18 protein-coding genes are annotated in these 15588 nt (G+C 61.7%); 6 read left to right on the top strand and 12 right to left on the bottom strand.

Translation table 11 applies throughout. The features are described 5' to 3' along the window. Positions 1–161 precede the first annotated feature (161 nt). Positions 162–1646: a sensor domain-containing diguanylate cyclase gene (locus GTW23_RS15455; protein ID WP_252916414.1), complete on the top strand. Its 1485-nt coding sequence runs from the start codon at positions 162–164 to the stop codon at positions 1644–1646. Positions 1647–1663: 17 nt separating this feature from the next. Here the strand turns inward: GTW23_RS15455 and GTW23_RS15450 are convergent, their stop codons facing one another. The 6 genes from GTW23_RS15450 to GTW23_RS15425 all read right to left on the bottom strand — a co-directional run bounded on the left by GTW23_RS15450 (position 1664) and on the right by GTW23_RS15425 (position 5811). Further along, complete coding sequence (locus GTW23_RS15450) at positions 1664–2020, bottom strand: hypothetical protein (protein ID WP_152009643.1); 357 nt, start codon at positions 2018–2020, stop codon at positions 1664–1666. Between the two features lie 167 nt (positions 2021–2187). After that, positions 2188–3150, bottom strand: coding sequence for a glycine--tRNA ligase subunit alpha (locus GTW23_RS15445; protein WP_152009644.1), 963 nt, complete (start codon positions 3148–3150; stop codon positions 2188–2190). A gap of 141 nt (positions 3151–3291) precedes the next feature. Next, the gene (locus tag GTW23_RS15440) at positions 3292–3483 is read right to left on the bottom strand and encodes a hypothetical protein (protein ID WP_152009645.1); all 192 of its coding nucleotides are present in this window, start codon (positions 3481–3483) and stop codon (positions 3292–3294) included. Between the two features lie 232 nt (positions 3484–3715). Next, complete coding sequence (locus tag GTW23_RS15435) at positions 3716–4573, bottom strand: S49 family peptidase (protein ID WP_252916413.1); 858 nt, start codon at positions 4571–4573, stop codon at positions 3716–3718. Positions 4574–4703: 130 nt separating this feature from the next. Further along, on the bottom strand, positions 4704–5588 hold the full coding sequence (locus tag GTW23_RS15430; protein ID WP_152009647.1) for a tRNA1(Val) (adenine(37)-N6)-methyltransferase: 885 nt from the start codon (positions 5586–5588) through the stop codon (positions 4704–4706). After that, positions 5566–5811, bottom strand: coding sequence for a putative signal transducing protein (locus GTW23_RS15425; protein WP_152009648.1), 246 nt, complete (start codon positions 5809–5811; stop codon positions 5566–5568). Before GTW23_RS15425 ends, GTW23_RS15430 begins: the two co-directional genes overlap by 23 nt. 132 nt (positions 5812–5943) lie before the next feature. On the opposite strand from GTW23_RS15425, the gene GTW23_RS15420 reads away from it, so the two are divergent. The 3 genes from GTW23_RS15420 (at position 5944) to GTW23_RS15410 (ending at position 9901) form a co-directional block, all read left to right on the top strand. Beyond that, entirely contained in the window at positions 5944–6960 is a 1017-nt protein-coding gene (locus GTW23_RS15420) for a polyprenyl synthetase family protein (protein WP_152009649.1), read from the top strand. A gap of 135 nt (positions 6961–7095) precedes the next feature. Then, positions 7096–9039, top strand: coding sequence for a tetratricopeptide repeat protein (locus GTW23_RS15415; RefSeq protein ID WP_152009650.1), 1944 nt, complete (start codon positions 7096–7098; stop codon positions 9037–9039). Next, on the top strand, positions 9026–9901 hold the full coding sequence (locus GTW23_RS15410) for a 4-(cytidine 5'-diphospho)-2-C-methyl-D-erythritol kinase (RefSeq protein ID WP_252916412.1): 876 nt from the start codon (positions 9026–9028) through the stop codon (positions 9899–9901). The genes GTW23_RS15415 and GTW23_RS15410 overlap by 14 nt, the downstream gene beginning before the upstream one ends. A gap of 17 nt (positions 9902–9918) precedes the next feature. Here GTW23_RS15410 and GTW23_RS15405 read toward each other — a convergent pair whose 3' ends face one another. Beyond that, entirely contained in the window at positions 9919–10434 is a 516-nt protein-coding gene (locus tag GTW23_RS15405; RefSeq protein ID WP_152009652.1) for a glycosyltransferase family protein, read from the bottom strand. A gap of 174 nt (positions 10435–10608) precedes the next feature. On the opposite strand from GTW23_RS15405, the gene GTW23_RS15400 reads away from it, so the two are divergent. Further along, the gene (locus GTW23_RS15400) at positions 10609–11766 is read left to right on the top strand and encodes a PA0069 family radical SAM protein (RefSeq protein WP_252916411.1); all 1158 of its coding nucleotides are present in this window, start codon (positions 10609–10611) and stop codon (positions 11764–11766) included. A 205-nt stretch (positions 11767–11971) separates the two neighbouring features. Beyond that, positions 11972–12616 (top strand): ribonuclease HII, encoded by a 645-nt coding sequence (locus GTW23_RS15395; protein WP_152011587.1) that lies wholly within the window; start codon positions 11972–11974, stop codon positions 12614–12616. A 140-nt stretch (positions 12617–12756) separates the two neighbouring features. Here the strand turns inward: GTW23_RS15395 and GTW23_RS15390 are convergent, their stop codons facing one another. The 5 genes from GTW23_RS15390 to GTW23_RS15370 form a co-directional block, all read right to left on the bottom strand. After that, positions 12757–13236, bottom strand: a complete 480-nt coding sequence (locus GTW23_RS15390) for a F0F1 ATP synthase subunit B (RefSeq protein WP_252916410.1) — start codon at positions 13234–13236, stop codon at positions 12757–12759. Positions 13237–13251: 15 nt separating this feature from the next. Further along, a complete protein-coding gene (locus GTW23_RS15385; protein ID WP_252916409.1) occupies positions 13252–13836 on the bottom strand; it encodes a F0F1 ATP synthase subunit B in 585 nt (194 codons plus the stop codon). A 66-nt stretch (positions 13837–13902) separates the two neighbouring features. After that, entirely contained in the window at positions 13903–14130 is a 228-nt protein-coding gene (locus tag GTW23_RS15380) for a F0F1 ATP synthase subunit C (RefSeq protein ID WP_007196430.1), read from the bottom strand. Positions 14131–14195: 65 nt separating this feature from the next. Then, a complete protein-coding gene (locus tag GTW23_RS15375) occupies positions 14196–14945 on the bottom strand; it encodes a F0F1 ATP synthase subunit A (protein ID WP_152009656.1) in 750 nt (249 codons plus the stop codon). Between the two features lie 37 nt (positions 14946–14982). After that, positions 14983–15390 (bottom strand): AtpZ/AtpI family protein, encoded by a 408-nt coding sequence (locus GTW23_RS15370; RefSeq protein ID WP_252916408.1) that lies wholly within the window; start codon positions 15388–15390, stop codon positions 14983–14985. Between the last annotated feature and the right edge of the window lie 198 nt (positions 15391–15588).

Here is a 15588-nt window from a genome sequence, read left to right as displayed (position 1 = left end):
TGTTGCGTCGAGGCATCGGCGAAGCCGCGAAATCATGCTTCATCCGGCAGTTGTCAAGCAATGGTTTACCATTCCCGTCCCATACTTCTCCGAGCCGCCTTCCCCCGATGTTTTCGTTTTGAGTACCAGGCGGGCTTTGCCGATACAGGAACCGTTGCGACATGAAGACCTTTGACGCCGCCATTTTCGATCTCGCGCCGGTTGCCATGTGGATCGAGGATTTTTCCGGGGTGAAACGGCAGTTCGACCAGTGGCGTGCGGAAGGTGTGGAGGATATCCGCGCCTTCCTGAGAGAAGATGTGAGGCGTGTCGCAGACTGCTCGCGCAAGATCCGGGTGCTGGACGTCAACCGCAAGACGCTCGAACTGTTCGAAGCCACGGATCTTGAGCATCTGGTCAGCAATCTCTCGGTCGTGTTTCGCGACGACATGCTCGAAAGCCATGTCAACGAGCTGGCCGAATTGTGGGAGGGCAAGACCGAGTTCTCGAGCAATGCGGTCAATTACTCGCTTTCGGGGAGGCGGATGGACATCCAGCTCAAGGGATCGGTGCTGCCAGGCCACGAGGAAACGCTCGGACAGATCCTGCTGACGACGGAAGACGTGACCGAGCGGGAAGACGCACGGCGCAACGAGGCGCAAAGCCGCCGGCATGCCGAGGGGCTGTTCGAGTATTCGCCGGTGTCTCTCTGGGTCGAGGATTTCAGCGAAATCAGGAACCTGATCGAAACCGTGCGTGAGCGCGGCATTGTCGACTTCCGAGTGTTCATGGACGTGCATCCCGAATTCGTGCGCCAGTGCATGAGCGAGATCCGGGTCATCGACGTCAACCAGGCAACGCTCGACCTGTTCTGCGCGTCCGATGTGCAGACATTGCTGCAGCGTCAGGTCGAGATTTTCCGCGACGAGATGGAAAAGCCGTTCCGGGAACAGCTGATGGATCTGTGGGAAGGCAAGCTGTTTCATCAGCGCGAGGTGGTGAACTACGCGCTCGACGGGTCGATCCGGCACATCCTCCTGCATTTCGCCGTGCTGCCGGGCCACGAAGAGGACTGGTCACAGGTGCAGGTGGCGCTGACCGACATCACCGCGCGCAAGAAGGCCGAAGCCTATCTCGAATATCTCGGCAAGCACGATGTGCTGACCAAGCTGCACAACCGCGCCTTCTACATGGACGAGCTCAACCGGCTCGAGCGCAAGCCGCTGAGGCCGGTTTCGGCGATCATCATGGACCTCAACGGGCTCAAGGAGGCCAATGACCAGCTTGGGCATGATGCCGGCGACGCCCTTTTGCGCCGTTTCGGCGAGGTTCTGAACAGCGTGGTCTCGCGCCCGAACCATGCAGCGCGCATCGGCGGCGACGAATTCGCCATCCTGATGCCGGGCGCCGACAGGAAGGCGGTCAATGCCATGGTCGAGACGATCACCGAGCTATTGCACATCAACAACCAGTTCTATTCGAATGCGCCGATCAGCGTTTCGATCGGTTGCGCCTCCAGCCAGGATGGCGAAACCATGGAAGACATGGTCAAGCGGGCAGACCGGGCGATGTATGACGACAAGCGGGCCTATTATTCAGGCCATTCGTTCACCAACGCTCCCGGCAACAAAAAACCCGCTGCGGTAACGGTCGCTTCAACCGGCTGAACCAGGCTTGGCGCGGCCTATTCGGAATGGTCTCGGCCCGTGCCGGGACGAATTGCCACCCGGTCGTGCCGTTGCTTGATGTCACCGATCTGGTCAAGCATCGCGCGCAGCGCGCGGATGGCTTTTTCTTCCTTTGGGTCAAGCGGCCGTTCAGGATGGAAGTGGGTGATCAAGACTGCCAAAGCATCGCCGATGCGACCCAACTGCCGGCCGTAGCTGCCGACATCTTCGAGGATTTCCTGCTCCACCTCGGGAGCGCTCGACTGGCCGAGATTGATGTTGATCAGGCCCAGCTGGCTGTTGCCGAACCATCCGGCCCAGGGGCTGATCAGTTGCGATACATTGCCGGAAAGAGGCAGTCTGAATGCGGTCATCTCGCTTCTCCTGTGTGATCCTCCCGCACGGAAGGATAACAGACAGCAGGGCTCTCCGCACGTGCATCACGCTGGAAATTCAACCAGACAACGGCTCACCCGAGCCGCCGTGGTCAGACGAGGCAATGGCGCTGGCCCTTTTGAAGGTTGCCTGAGCGGCGTGCCCCTTATTCCGCCGCTTCCGCAGCCGGCCGGTAATTCGAGCCGCCCGCATCGGTGAGCAGGAAAGCCTCGCCGCACTGGCGCGAGAGATTGCGCACCCTGAGGATGTAACCCTGGCGCTCGGTGACCGAGATCACGCCGCGCGCATCAAGCAGGTTGAAGACGTGGCTTGCCTTGATGCACTGATCATAAGCCGGCAGGACGCATCTGTGCAGTGAACCGGGTTCCTGCGGGGCGCCAGCCTTGAGGATGGCTTCGCATTCCTTCTCGGCATCCTCGAAATGCTTGAGCAGCATCGCGGTGTCGGCGATCTCGAAATTGTAACGGGAGTATTCCTGCTCGGACTGCAGGAAGACATCGCCATAGGTCACCTTCTCGGCGCCTTCGCGGCCATTGAAGTTGAGATCATAGATACTGTCGACGCCCTGGACATACATGGCCAGACGCTCGACCCCGTAAGTCAATTCACCGGCCACCGGGGCACATTCGATGCCGCAGACCTGCTGGAAATAGGTGAACTGGCTGACTTCCATACCGTCGCACCAGCATTCCCAGCCGAGCCCCCAGGCGCCCAGCGTCGGGCTTTCCCAGTCGTCCTCGACAAAGCGGATGTCATGCAGCAGCGGATCGACGCCGATGGCGGCGAGCGAGCCGAGATAGAGCTCCTGCAGGTTGGACGGGTTGGGCTTGAGGATCACCTGGTACTGGTAATAGTGCTGCAGCCGGTTGGGGTTTTCGCCATAGCGGCCATCCTTGGGGCGGCGCGATGGCTGTACATAGGCCGCGTTCCACGGCTTCGGCCCGAGCGCGCGCAGCGTGGTGGCCGGGTGGAAGGTGCCGGCGCCGACTTCCATGTCGTAGGGCTGCAGCACGACGCAGCCGTAATCGGCCCAGTAGCGATGCAGGGCGAGGATGAGCCCCTGAAACGAGCGGGTGGGCTGCATGTGATCGGGAAGAACTTCGGTCATGGCTTGGGATCCGGATGGCGCATCATTGGTTCGCGGGCCGTTTCCACAACGGTCCTGAATGTGCGGCGACAGGTGCCACTTCTCATGTTTACGGTCAAGTGCGGGACTGCAGCGCGCGGGGCTTCGGCCCGCCACCCCCTTCTACTCGTCAGGCTTGCGCAGACGGTATTCGCCGGTTTCGGGATCCTCGATCAGGGTCCCCTGCGCACCTGTGCGCGATTCTTTTTCGGCGTCCCTCACCTTGGCGCTGACGCGTTCGGCCTCGGCCAGAAAGCGCTTGTAGCCGAGCCAGGCTACGGCGCCGACGGCGACGAGCAGAAGAAGTTGCGGCATTCTAGCGGTCCTTTCCTCAGCCCGGAACCGGGCGTCCCATCTCAAGAGCGCCGCGCGTCCATTTGGACGCGCAAAGGACGCTCTAACATCCTAAATCTGGAGCATCTTGTCTGCGTCAGGCGATTCCGCCTGAACGCAGGATGCTCCAGGCGGGAGCACTCCCGCCACTCACCTGCGCTCGCTTGTTGCGCGGGCCGTCACGGCGAAAGCCAGTTGATCCTCCCACGCCGGATCAGAGGCCATAGCGCGCCCACAGCGCCCGTTCATCAAGCGCATTCAACCCTGCTTCGCCAATTCCGGCAAGCGCCTCCATGGCCAGCGACGTGCTCACGCCCGGCACCCGGCGTCCAAACAGACCGCGTTGCGCGGTGATCAGGCGCATCTTCACCTTGTCGCCGAAACGGGCGCGCAAGGCCGAACGGAGATCGCCAAGTTCATCGACCAGACCGAGGTCCTTGCCGCGAATGCCGGTCCAGAAGCGACCGGTAAACAGGTCCGGATCGTCTTTCAGCCGCGCGCCGCGGCTGTCCTTGACGAGATCGATGAAGACCTTGTGGATATCGAGCTGCAGGTCCTTCAGACGGGCGATGTCTTCCGGGTTTTCCGGCTGGAACGGATCAAGCACCGACTTGTTTTCACCGGCGGTGTAGACCCGGCGTTCGACGCCCATCTTGTCGATCAGGCCGGTAAAGCCGAAGCCCGCGGAAATGACGCCGATAGAGCCAACGACCGACGAAGGATCGGCAATGATCTCGTCGCCCGCGCAGGCAATCATGTAGCCGCCGGATGCGGCCACGTCCTCGACGAAGATCAGCACCTTCTTGTTCTTCTCGGCAGCCAGATCACGGATGCGCTTGTAGATCAGCCGAGACTGCACCGGAGAGCCCCCCGGCGAATTGACCATGATCGCCACCGCCGGTGCCTTCTTGTCGGCAAACGCCCTGGCGAGAAGCGGTGCTGCGGTTGCAATGTTGAGGTTCTGGCGAAACTGGTTTCCACCGGCCTGGATCGTGCCGTGCAGCCTGACAACGGGAATGACTGTCAGATCCTTGCGGAACCGGGCGGGGTAGAAAGAGCTCAAAGAAACCATGGCGGATCATTCCTGTTGTCGGCCCGGTTGCCGGCCGGGCTGGCGGCGGCATGACAAACCAAGGCATCTGATGCTCCAAGCCATGTATGTCTTTTCTGTTTCAGTACAATGGCGCGCACCGCCGGTTACTCTAATTTGCAGGCTGTATTGCCGTTCGCCTCGGCCAGCCCGCCCGGCCATTTGCCAGATCATCCATCTGTTCTGAAAAGGCCCGTTCTGCCCCCTGGTGAATGAGAATGCGGTCGCGCATGCTCAGGCGCGCGCGGCTGCCCTTGATCGCGGTGAGAAGAATGCGGATCGCGTCATCGCCCGGACGCGGGATCACCGGGGTGATTTCGGCGCCACCAAAGCGCTTGCCCAATGCCGCAAGGATTTCGCCGGTCGAGTGCGGCCGGGCAATGATCGACACCTGACCACCGGGCTTGAGGATCGCTGCGGCCGTACGCAGCCAGCGCTCGAACAAATCATCGCTGTCCATGGCATGCGCCTGCGCCCTGAGTGCGTCGGGTGCCTGGCGGTCGGCCGCGGCATTGAAGGGCGGATTGAGGATGACGTAATCGAAGGCGTGGTCGGCAAGACCCGCGGCACGGCGCTGGCTGCCCTGAAGGGTGACGTCCGCCTCGATCACCCGGACGCGGGGGGCAAGCCGGGCGTTTTCGTCAAGCGCCAGCGAGCGGCGGGCGCAATCCGCCATGATGGGCGAGCGTTCGATGAGAACCACATTGAGCTGCGGCAGCCGGCTGATGGCCGCAAGACCGGCGCCCCCTGCACCGGCGCCAAGGTCGGCGAGCACGCCGGAAGCACTGCCGGGCACGGTGGCAGCCAGCAGCATCGCATCCATGCCGACCCGGTGGCCTGTTCCCACGGGCTGGACCAGATGGAAGGCGCCATTGTGAAACGCATCAACAGTGTATCCCGATGGAGCGCCTGGTTGCGAAGCCGCCGGAGGTTCAGCCGCAGATCGACCGCGCCCGGGGTCCGGTCTGCTGTTTTCAGGCGCTCGTGTCACGGTCATTCCAGGGCCTGAGTTCCTCTTCCAGTCCGGCATCGATCAGGATACGGCGTGCCTGGGCGGCCATTGCCGGATCGACAAGGATCCTGCGCGGGATCACTCCCACCGACCCTTCCAGAATGCTCATGCCGCTGTCAGCCACCATGCAGCCGATTCCGGCGTCACGCATGAGGCTTTCCACGAAGGATATGAGGACCGGGTCATTGGTGCGGATAAGATCGTGCATGAGTTCTCCTTGAAGCCCTTAGTTTGATGCGAATGTATCAGTTATCAAGCCTTACCCGCGTCAAATCGCAGCTTGCCGTGGCAGGGCGTGCTGAATAATGTGCCAGCAAAGATCAAACAGGAGTCCGTACACGTGGGCGTAGTCATTTCACTGGACGATGGAAAACACAAAGACGCGTCGGTCAAGCCGCTGGTGGAAAACACCAAGGCAGACATGGAGCGCGTCAACCAGTTGATCCTGTCCAAGGCGGGCTCCGACGTGGCGATGATTCCCGAAGTGGCGAACCATCTCATTTCGTCGGGCGGCAAACGGCTCAGGCCGATGCTGACGCTGGCGTCTGCCACAATGTTCGGCTACGCGGGCGAATCCCACATCAGGCTGGCCACAGCGGTGGAATTCATGCACACGGCGACACTGCTGCATGACGATGTGGTGGACGAGAGTGATCTTAGACGCGGGCGCTCCACCGCACGGATGATCTGGGGCAACCAGGCCAGCGTCCTGGTCGGTGACTTCCTGCTCGGGCAGGCCTTCAAGATGATGGTCGAGGTTGGGTCCCTGGATGCGCTGGACGTGCTGTCCACCGCGGCTTCGGTGATCGCGGAAGGTGAAGTGCTGCAGTTGTCGGTGGCCAAGAACATGGAGACCACGGAAGACGACTATCTTTCGGTGATCCGGGCCAAGACAGCGGCACTGTTTTCCGCGGCTTGCGAAGTCGGTCCGATCGTGGCCGGCGTCAGCAAGGCAGAGCGCAATGCGCTGAGGTCCTACGGGATGAATCTCGGCCTGGCGTTCCAGCTGATTGACGATGTGCTCGACTATGGTGGATCGGCGCGTGATCTCGGCAAGAATGTCGGCGACGATTTCCGGGAAGGCAAGATCACCCTGCCGGTGGTGCTCGCCTACCGGCGCGGGTCCGAATCGGAACGGGCTTTCTGGCGCGAGGCCATCGAGGGCGGCAAGAGCGACGATCAGGCGCTCGAGAAGGCGATGGGATTGATCACCAAGTATGGCAGCCTGAAGGACACCACCGCGCGGGCCGAGCACTATGCCTCGATTGCCCGTGACGCGCTGGCGCCGCTGCCCGATTCGCCCGAGAAGGCCGCCCTTCTGGAAGTGATCGCATTTTGCGTCAACCGGGCAAGCTGATCACCGGCGCAACCCGCCCGATCGCTGCGGCATGCTGAAGCCTTGCCGCCCTGCGCCAAAAAAGCCATTGTGTGGGTTAAATATGCTTCGGCAGGTGGCCGGCGCATGGCCAGTTCGAACATGAGGCAAGACTTGATGCGGCGAAATATGAAAGCCCGGTTTGCGGCCAGCGTAACGCTGGGTGTGTTCCTTTCGTTGGGCACCGCCCTGATCAGCCCCGCAAGCGGCAATGCTCAGGCAACAACCACTCAGGAGCAGGCAGCCCAGCCGAATTTCATGGGCTTCGCGGGCGCCTATCTCGCCGGACGCACCGCCGATATCGACAACGACACCCAACGGGCAATTGAATTCTACAGCAAGGCGCTGGAGTTCGATCCGGGCAACACCGAAGTCAAACAGCGCCTGATGGTGGCCCTGTTCAGTGGCGGCCGGTTTTCGGAAGGCGTGGTGCTGGCACGCGAATTGAAGGAAGATCCCGCCGTCGCGCAGATCTCACGACTGGCGCTGATGGTGGAGGCGACCAGCAAGCGTGAGTACCGCAAGGCCGCCAAGCTGCTTTCCGTCGAGGAAAGCAATCCGATCGACCGCCTGCTCAACACGCTCATGAATGCCTGGGCGGAATTCGGCGATGGCAAGGGCGAAACGGCGCTGAACAACATCCTGGCGCTCGAAGGGCCGCCCTGGTACCCGGTTTTCACCCGCTATCATGCCGGTGCGATGGCGCAGGCCATGGGCAAGAAAGCCGAAGCCCGCAAGCATTTCACCGACCTGATTGCCGATCCCCAGTCGGGGTCCGCGGCGCCGGACACCTATATCCGCGCCGTGATGGCGCTGGCGGGGCTGGAAGCGCGCGAGGGAAACCGGCGCGCCGCACTGGATGCCTTGTCGGCTGGCGAGGACTTTTCTCCGAGCTACGCACCCCTGGCCGCGCTCAGGCAGGTCATCGAAGAAGACGGCAAGCCCAATCCCGGTGTGATGACCGCGCAACAGGGATCGGCAGCGGTGCTGTTCACGCTGGGCAGCGCGCTCAACCGCGAGGGCGCGGAAGAAACGGTGGCGGTTTACCTCCAGTTTGCACGCACGCTGGATCCCAACGACGCCGCAACACTGGTGATCCTCGGCAGCCTGACGGAACGACTTGGCAACGCCGAGGAAGCCATCGAGATCTACGAGGCCGTGCCCGAGAATTCGCCGATGCGCCGGGTGTCGGAATTGCAGCTCGGGCTTGCTCTGGCCGATCTTGGCCGCAATGGCGAGGCCAAGGATCATCTCAAGGCGCTGATCGCGTCGGATCCGAGGGACATCCGCAGTTACCTCGCCTATGGCAGCGTGCTGTCGCAGGACAAGGACTATGTCGAAATGGCGCTCACCTACGAGACCGCCATCTCGGTTATCGGACCAGCGCCGACACGAAACGACTGGAACCTGTTCTTCCAGGCAGGCATTGCCAACGAGCGGCTGAAGCAATGGCCGAAGGCGGAGGCGTTTTTCAAGCGCGCGCTCGAGCTGTTCCCCGACCAGCCGCAGGTGATGAACTATCTGGGATACTCCTGGATCGACATGAACATCAATCTCGAAGAGGGCATGGATCTGATTCGTGCCGCGGTCGATCTCAGGCCCAATGACGGCTACATCGTCGATTCGCTGGGGTGGGCGCATTACCGGCTGGGCGAATATGAGGATGCGGTCCGCGAACTCGAGCGGGCAGTTGAACTCAGGCCCGCCGATCCGACCATCAATGATCATCTCGGCGACGCCTACTGGCAGGTGGGCCGTGAACTGGAAGCCACCTTCCAGTGGAAGCGGGCGCTCAGTAATGATCCGCCGGAAGACCTCAAGCCGGAAATCGAACGGAAGCTGAGCGAAGGCTTGCCCGAGGCGGAAAGCGTTGTGCCGGCAACAGCCAATGGTGCGGACAAGGGCAAGGCACCGGCAGCAACGGAAAGCGGCGCCGGTGACGACAAGAAGAGCGGTCTTCGTCTCGTCACACCAGGCTCCGAGCATGCCCTGCTCGACAGGTCATTCCATCAATCCGCCAGCGCAGACGGTTTGGTCCAGAGGATCAATGACCGGCATTGACGCGCCGGCGAAGATCAACCTGGCGCTTCATGTCACGGGACGGCGCGCCGACGGCTTCCATCTGATCGAAAGCCTTGTGGTGTTTACCGAACTGGGCGACCGGGTTTCGGTCGAAACCTCCGGCGACGACGTTTTCAGGCTCGAAGGCCAGGAGTCACAGGTGCTTGCAGGCGAGGATGCCGGCAACAACCTGGTTGTACGGGCCCGCGACATGTTGCGGGCTGACGCGATGCGATCGGCGCGGGACCTCTCTCCTGTCCAAATCTGTCTCGACAAGCGGCTTCCGGTCGCCTCCGGAATTGGAGGCGGCTCGGCCGATGCGGCCGCGGCCCTGAAGCTTCTCTGCCAGCACTGGGACTATCATCCCGGCGCTGAGACCCTTTCGCGGATCGCGCTCGATCTGGGTGCGGATGTCCCCATGTGCCTTGACGGACGTCCGCTGATTGCCCGCGGCATCGGTGAAGCACTGACGCCGGTTGAGCTTGGCTTCCCGCTCGACATGGTGATCGTCAATCCGCGTGTCGGTGTGTCGACACCCAAGGTGTTCCACGCGCTTGAATGCCGGGAGAACCCGCCGCTGCCGAAGCCGCAAGGGCTTGGCGACAGGGAACATTTCATCGCCTGGTTGCGGCAGGCGAGAAACGACCTCCAGCCGGCAGCGCAACGGATGGTGCCGGAAATTTCCCAATGCCTTTCGGCGCTCGAGACCGCAGGTGCGCGGATGGCGCGCATGTCAGGCTCGGGAGCGAGCTGTTTCGGGCTCTTTGCCGATGCCGCGGAAGCACTGGCGGCTGCGCAGAAACTGAAGCAAGACCAGCCGGACTGGTTCATCGCCGCCACAAAGACGCTCACGGCGACCTGATAAGTCCATATCGCCGGTCAGCGCAGGGCGAGGACAGAGGCTGGAACGATCTCGCATTTCAGACGGGTCATCGCCAGCCCGCGCCCAAGGCTTTCCAGCGAATGGCCTGATTTCGCATTGGCGATCGCCTGCCGCTTCGGGATCAGCACGCCGTGCTCGAGCGCCGAAACGCGGCGGCGGAACCGCTGAAAGAACGGCAGCCGGTATTCCCGCGACGGCCGCATCCGGGCGGACATGGTGCCCGCAACCATGTGCTGGCCAAGATGATCGACCCAACCAAGAAGCGGCCTGGCGCCGGGCTCGATCAGCAACAGCCAGTCCCCGCGCGCGGATCGCACGACATCACGCAGATCCGGATCTTCCAGAAACCGGCAGCCTGCGGCATCGGCCAGCAAGGCTGTGCCGTCCCGGGAGCCGCGATCAAGAATCACGACCTCGGCGACAATGCCCTCAACCGCGCCTTGAACCAGAGACGCAAGAGTCACGGCAAGTGCTTGTTCCTGGTCTTTGCATTCAATCAAAACACTGATCATGACGCCTTTTACTGCATGCGCGGTGGATATGCCAGATGAGGCTCTCCCGGGTTTTCCCGGACATTCGTAGGTGTTTCTCCTTTTTGTTCTTGCTTCGTTCTCTTCCATGCGTTAGGAATATAATCATGAACAGCGGCCGATGACCAACTCGAACCCGGCGCTGATGGAGGTTTCATGCCGAACCTTGCAACACTGAAACAGACTGCCCTTGCACCCGGCCTGGGATCGGCCGAGGCCGATGCGCTGATGGCTGCGAGTGGCATTCGGGTCGCCGACGACCGCGTGCGTGGCCGCGGCGCCGGGCTGAACATGTCAGGCCGCTTCGAGATCAATACACGGGAAGTCTTTGACGACGGCTGGAGCAGCATCGAGGAGTTGGCCCCGTTCAAGACCGAGGTACAGATCGAGAAACCGCGCACTATCATTACCCGCAACCAGTCACCCGACCTGTCATTCGACCGCTCGATCAATCCCTATCGCGGCTGCGAACACGGCTGTGTCTACTGCTTCGCCCGACCGACCCATGCCTATATGGGGCTGTCGGCGGGTGTGGATTTCGAGGCCCGGCTGTTTGCCAAGCCTGATGCGCCGCGGCTGCTTGAACGCGAGTTGTCCCGCCCGGGCTACAAGGTCCAGCCGATCGCCATCGGCACCAATACCGACCCCTACCAGCCTGTCGAAAAGAAATGGCGCATCATGCGGCAATTGCTCGAGGTGCTGGAGGCAGCCGGGCACCCGGTCGGCATCGTCACCAAGTCGGCGCTGGTGATGCGCGATATTGACGTGTTGTCACGCATGGCCTCGAAGGGACTGGCCCGGGTGGCGCTCTCGGTCACCACGCTCGATCGCAAGCTGGCGCGCACCATGGAACCCCGGGCAGCCACACCGGAACGGCGACTTGAAGCCATCAGGGCCCTTTCGGATGCCGGCATCCCGGTTTCGGTGATGGTGGCGCCGGTCATTCCCGGTCTCAATGATCACGAGATCGAGCGGATACTCGATTCGGTGAAGGCTGCAGGCGCGGATGCTGCGGGTTACGTCATGCTGCGTCTGCCGATCGAGGTGAGTCCCTTGTTCAGGGACTGGCTGCTCAGGCACTACCCCGATCGCTACCGGCATGTGATGTCGCTGGTTCGCTCGATGCGCGGCGGCAAGGATTATGACGCCGAGTTCGGCAAGCGGATGCGCGGGACCGGACCCTATGCCTGGCAGATCGCCCGCCGCTTCGACCTGACCGCCAAACGGCTTGGGCTCAATGCGAGAAAAACGCCGTTGCGGACCGATCACTTCGTGCCGCCTCATGGAGAGGGCGTGCAGCTGAGCCTGCTGTAGGGCGGAAGCAACCACGGCTTCAAGCACCTCAAGTAGTGGGTGTCTTGGCAAGTATCGCTGCGCCACCGGCAGATCATGCCTTTGGCGCAGCCGGAAATCCGGACCGTGACCCGCCCCATATCGCGGTCCGGCGCTCGTGCGGCATCCCGTCCCCAGCCGCCGGGCCTTGCAGAGGATCGGGCGGGTGTGCGAGCTTCGCCGCAATATGGCTCGCACCCCGCCCGATTCGCTGTTTCCAGACTATCCCGCGATACCCGATTATCGCTTCGAGCAGCATGCCATGCAGAACGGTTTACCCGTTGTCGCCGGTGTCGATGAAGCCGGACGCGGCCCGCTCGCGGGGCCGGTGGTGGCCGCGGCAGTCATTCTCGATCCTGATTGCATCCCCGAAGGCCTCGACGATTCCAAGGCGCTGAGCAAGGCACGACGTGATTTCCTGTTCGACACCATTCTGGCTACATCGCTGGTGGCTGTCGCAAGTGCCTCGGCGCGCGAAATAGAAGCCACGGACATCAGGGTTGCGAGCCTGACAGCGATGCGGCGGGCGCTGTGTGCGCTGCCGGTCAAACCGCACTATGCGCTTATTGACGGCCGGGACATTCCACCCGGGCTCGGCTGCGCGGCGAGAGCGCTGGTCAAGGGCGATGCACGCTCGCTTTCCATTGCCGCGGCCTCGATCATCGCCAAGGTGACACGCGATCGCATGATGACCCGCGCCGTGGTGGTCTATCCCCAGTATGGATTTGAAACGCATATGGGCTACGGGGCAAAGCGCCATCTCCAGGCGATCGCCGAGCACGGCCCCTGCCCGCTGCACCGGATGACATTCCGCCCGATGCGCAAGGCCTGACGCTCGGGGCCACAATTTTCTGCGGATTCAAGAAACCGGACTCAGGCGGCAGTTCAAGCCCGCAGGTTTACTTTATTGCCGCCAACGAAAAAGGCCGGGAGATGCTCCCGGCCCTTGATTTCATACTCTGAAGCAGGGTCTCAGTTGAGACGTGCCTTGAGTTCTCCGAGCGAAGCCTTGAACAGCTCACCCGAGGCCTTGCTGTCAACCTTGGAGGCGATCAGCTTTTCGGCTGCAACAATCGCCAGGTCGACCGCGGAGGCGCGAACCTCGTTGATCGCATCGGCTTCGGCCTGCCGGATCTTCTGCTCGGCCATCGCGGTGCGGCGGCTGACATATTCCTCGGTCTTGGCCTTGGCGTCCTCACGCAAAGCGGAGGCTTCCCGCTCGGCGGCGCTGAGAATGCTCTCGGCTTCGGATTCGGCTTCCTTGCGCTTGCGCTGATACTCGGCGAGCAGCTGCTGAGCTTCTTCGCGCAGTTTCTTGGCTTCCTCGAGTTCATTTCGGATCTGGTCGGCGCGCTTGTCCAGCGCGCCGCTGATCATCCCCGGTACCTTTGCATAGGCAATGATACCGATAAAAATGAGGAGACCGACTAATGCCCAGAATGTAGCGTCCATGATCGTCTTCCCTGCTTACTTGCCCGACGCCGACCGGATTGCCGCAGCAACTTCGGTCTTGGTCACGGCGCCGCCAAGAAGATGCTTGACCAGATCGGTCGCCGCGTCTTCGGCAATGGTGTCAACGTCAGCCAAAGCCTTGGTCTTGATGGCTGCGATGCTTTTTTCGGCATCGGCCATCTTGGTGTTGAGTTCAGCCTCTGTCGAAACCCGTTCGGCTTCCGCCGCGGCCTTGGCCTTTTCACGCGCGGTCTCGGCGATTGCCGAAGCCTTTTTGCGTGCATCCGCCAATTCCTGCTCGTAGGCAGCAATGGCGTTGTCGGCCTCTTCCTTGAGGCGATTGGCTTCATCGAGATCCTGGGCAATCCGGTCACGCCGGTGCTCCAAGATACCGCCGATGCGCGGGACGATGACCTTGGACATGAGCAGATAGAACAAGCCGAAGGTGATCGCCAGCCACAACAGCTGCGATGCGAAGGTCGATGAGTCAAAGGGCGGGAAGACACCGCCACCTGCGGCATCGCCACCGTGTGCGCCGGTTTCCGAATGGGTCCCTTCGGTGGGGTTGGACTCGGCATAGGCCGGGGTCACAACAAACATGGTCACCTCCAGATGAAATGCCACGCCGGACATCCGGCGTGGCAAGCCTGACTCTCTTGACGTCGATTAGACGGCGAAGAGGAGAAGGAGAGCGACGAGCAGCGAGAAGATGCCCAGAGCTTCGGTCACGGCAAAGCCGAAGATCAGACGGCCGAACTGGCCGTCAGCTGCCGACGGGTTGCGCAGAGCGCCCGAAAGGTAGCTGCCGAAGATGTTGCCCAGGCCAATGCCTGCGCCGCCCATGCCGAGGCAAGCGATGCCGGCACCGATGTACTTTGCTGCTTCTGCTTCCATGATAAAACTCCTTTGGAATGGGATGGATGCGAACTTGCTGGCGGCGGACCGCCGGTGAGTGGATCCTAGTGGCCGGGATGCAGGGCGTCGTTGAGGTACATGCATGTCAGCACCGCAAAGACGTAGGCCTGAAGGAAGGCAACGAGGAATTCGAGACCGGTCAGCGCCACGGTCATGATAAGCGGCAGAATTGCCGTACCGATGCCAAGCGCGCCCAGGCTGCCGAGCGACACGACGAAGCCGGCGAACACTTTCAGCGTGATGTGACCCGCCAGCATGTTGGCGAAAAGACGTACGGACAGGCTGATCGGACGCGACAGGAACGAGATCACCTCGATCATGACCACAAGCGGCATCAGCACGCCGGGAACGCCCGAGGGCACGAAGAGCTGGAGGAAATGCAGACCGTGCTTCCAGAAACCGTACACAACCACGGTGCCGATGACGAGCATGGCCAGCGCAAAGGTGACGATCAGATGACTGGTGACGGTGAAGAAGTAGGGGAACATGCCCAGAAGGTTCGCCACGAGAACGAACATGAACAGCGAAAACACCATCGGGAAGAAGCGCATGCCCTGCGACCCGGCGCCATCCCGCAGCATAGACGCCACGAATTCATAGGACATTTCCGATATCGACTGCAAACGCGAGGGCACCAGCCCACGATTGGCGGTGGTCAGAAACAGGAAGCCCGCGGCAACGGCAACCGTTGCCACCATGAACAGGGAAGAGTTGGTGAACGACAGGTCCAGCCCGCCGATCTCGATCGGCACGATATTCTTGATCTGAAACTGACTAATCGGATCGTTTGCCACCTAGAACCTCTTTTTCGCTACCCGGCCATGCCGGACATTATTTTCCGTCGTCTTCGCCGCGCGGGCCCGTCTGGCTGCCCGTTGCCGGTTTCGGCTGGGCGACCGCCCCGGTGGAGCGCAGCACGTTTAGCACGCCGGCACAAAAGCCAAGCAGCAGAAACACGATCAATCCCCAGGGCGATGTGCCCAGAAACCGATCAAACAGGTAACCCAGCAGCACTCCCACGATCACGCCGGCGATGAACTCGCTCGACAGCTTGACCGCAAGCGCGTAGCCCTTCGAAGCTTCCCTGCTGGACCCACCTTCAGGCGCCACCTTGCGGCGGGCAGAAAGTTCGGTGTCCAGGCGCTTTCGACGGGCGTCCAGGCTTTCCGAACCGGCTCCGTCCGCATCTCCGCTGTTCCCGGGTGAACCCGGGGCGCCAGATCCGCGCTTTTCATCCATGGATGCGCTCCCCTGACCCGCCAGCGACGACCGGAAAAAGTCCGTATCGAAGTCGGGCGCAACATAGTTTTAGGGCTGACCATAGTCAAGGCGCGGAAAGCCCATCGTAGGGCGCCGATTATTTCAAATAATTCAATTACTTGGATCGACGTCGCCGGGACCCGCTACAGAAGTATCAGAAAAACTTGGCCATCTGCG

Origin of the sequence: Parahoeflea alexandrii, assembly GCF_024105735.1 — a bacterium.
Classification (GTDB): domain Bacteria; phylum Pseudomonadota; class Alphaproteobacteria; order Rhizobiales; family Rhizobiaceae; genus Hoeflea; species Hoeflea alexandrii.
The sequence above is the reverse complement of the archived record's forward strand: the minus strand, read 5'-3'. Positions and strand labels throughout refer to the sequence as shown.

Bases quoted from the DNA above. Each gene is read 5' to 3' on its own strand.
- GTW23_RS15410 (WP_252916412.1), top strand. From the start codon at position 9,026: ATGACCGGCATTGACGCGCCGGCGAAGATCAACCTGGCGCTTCATGTC.
- GTW23_RS15430 (WP_152009647.1), bottom strand. From the start codon at position 5,588: ATGACCGTGACACGAGCGCCTGAAAACAGCAGACCGGACCCCGGGCGC.
- GTW23_RS15450 (WP_152009643.1), bottom strand. From the start codon at position 2,020: ATGACCGCATTCAGACTGCCTCTTTCCGGCAATGTATCGCAACTGATC.
- GTW23_RS15445 (WP_152009644.1), bottom strand. From the start codon at position 3,150: ATGACCGAAGTTCTTCCCGATCACATGCAGCCCACCCGCTCGTTTCAG.
- GTW23_RS15415 (WP_152009650.1), top strand. From the start codon at position 7,096: ATGCGGCGAAATATGAAAGCCCGGTTTGCGGCCAGCGTAACGCTGGGT.
- GTW23_RS15400 (WP_252916411.1), top strand. From the start codon at position 10,609: ATGCCGAACCTTGCAACACTGAAACAGACTGCCCTTGCACCCGGCCTG.
- GTW23_RS15385 (WP_252916409.1), bottom strand. From the start codon at position 13,836: ATGTTTGTTGTGACCCCGGCCTATGCCGAGTCCAACCCCACCGAAGGG.
- GTW23_RS15455 (WP_252916414.1), top strand. From the start codon at position 162: ATGAAGACCTTTGACGCCGCCATTTTCGATCTCGCGCCGGTTGCCATG.
- GTW23_RS15405 (WP_152009652.1), bottom strand. From the start codon at position 10,434: ATGATCAGTGTTTTGATTGAATGCAAAGACCAGGAACAAGCACTTGCC.
- GTW23_RS15380 (WP_007196430.1), bottom strand. From the start codon at position 14,130: ATGGAAGCAGAAGCAGCAAAGTACATCGGTGCCGGCATCGCTTGCCTC.
- GTW23_RS15440 (WP_152009645.1), bottom strand. From the start codon at position 3,483: ATGCCGCAACTTCTTCTGCTCGTCGCCGTCGGCGCCGTAGCCTGGCTC.
- GTW23_RS15370 (WP_252916408.1), bottom strand. From the start codon at position 15,390: ATGGATGAAAAGCGCGGATCTGGCGCCCCGGGTTCACCCGGGAACAGC.
- GTW23_RS15425 (WP_152009648.1), bottom strand. From the start codon at position 5,811: ATGCACGATCTTATCCGCACCAATGACCCGGTCCTCATATCCTTCGTG.
- GTW23_RS15395 (WP_152011587.1), top strand. From the start codon at position 11,972: ATGGCTCGCACCCCGCCCGATTCGCTGTTTCCAGACTATCCCGCGATA.
- GTW23_RS15390 (WP_252916410.1), bottom strand. From the start codon at position 13,236: ATGGACGCTACATTCTGGGCATTAGTCGGTCTCCTCATTTTTATCGGT.
- GTW23_RS15435 (WP_252916413.1), bottom strand. From the start codon at position 4,573: ATGGTTTCTTTGAGCTCTTTCTACCCCGCCCGGTTCCGCAAGGATCTG.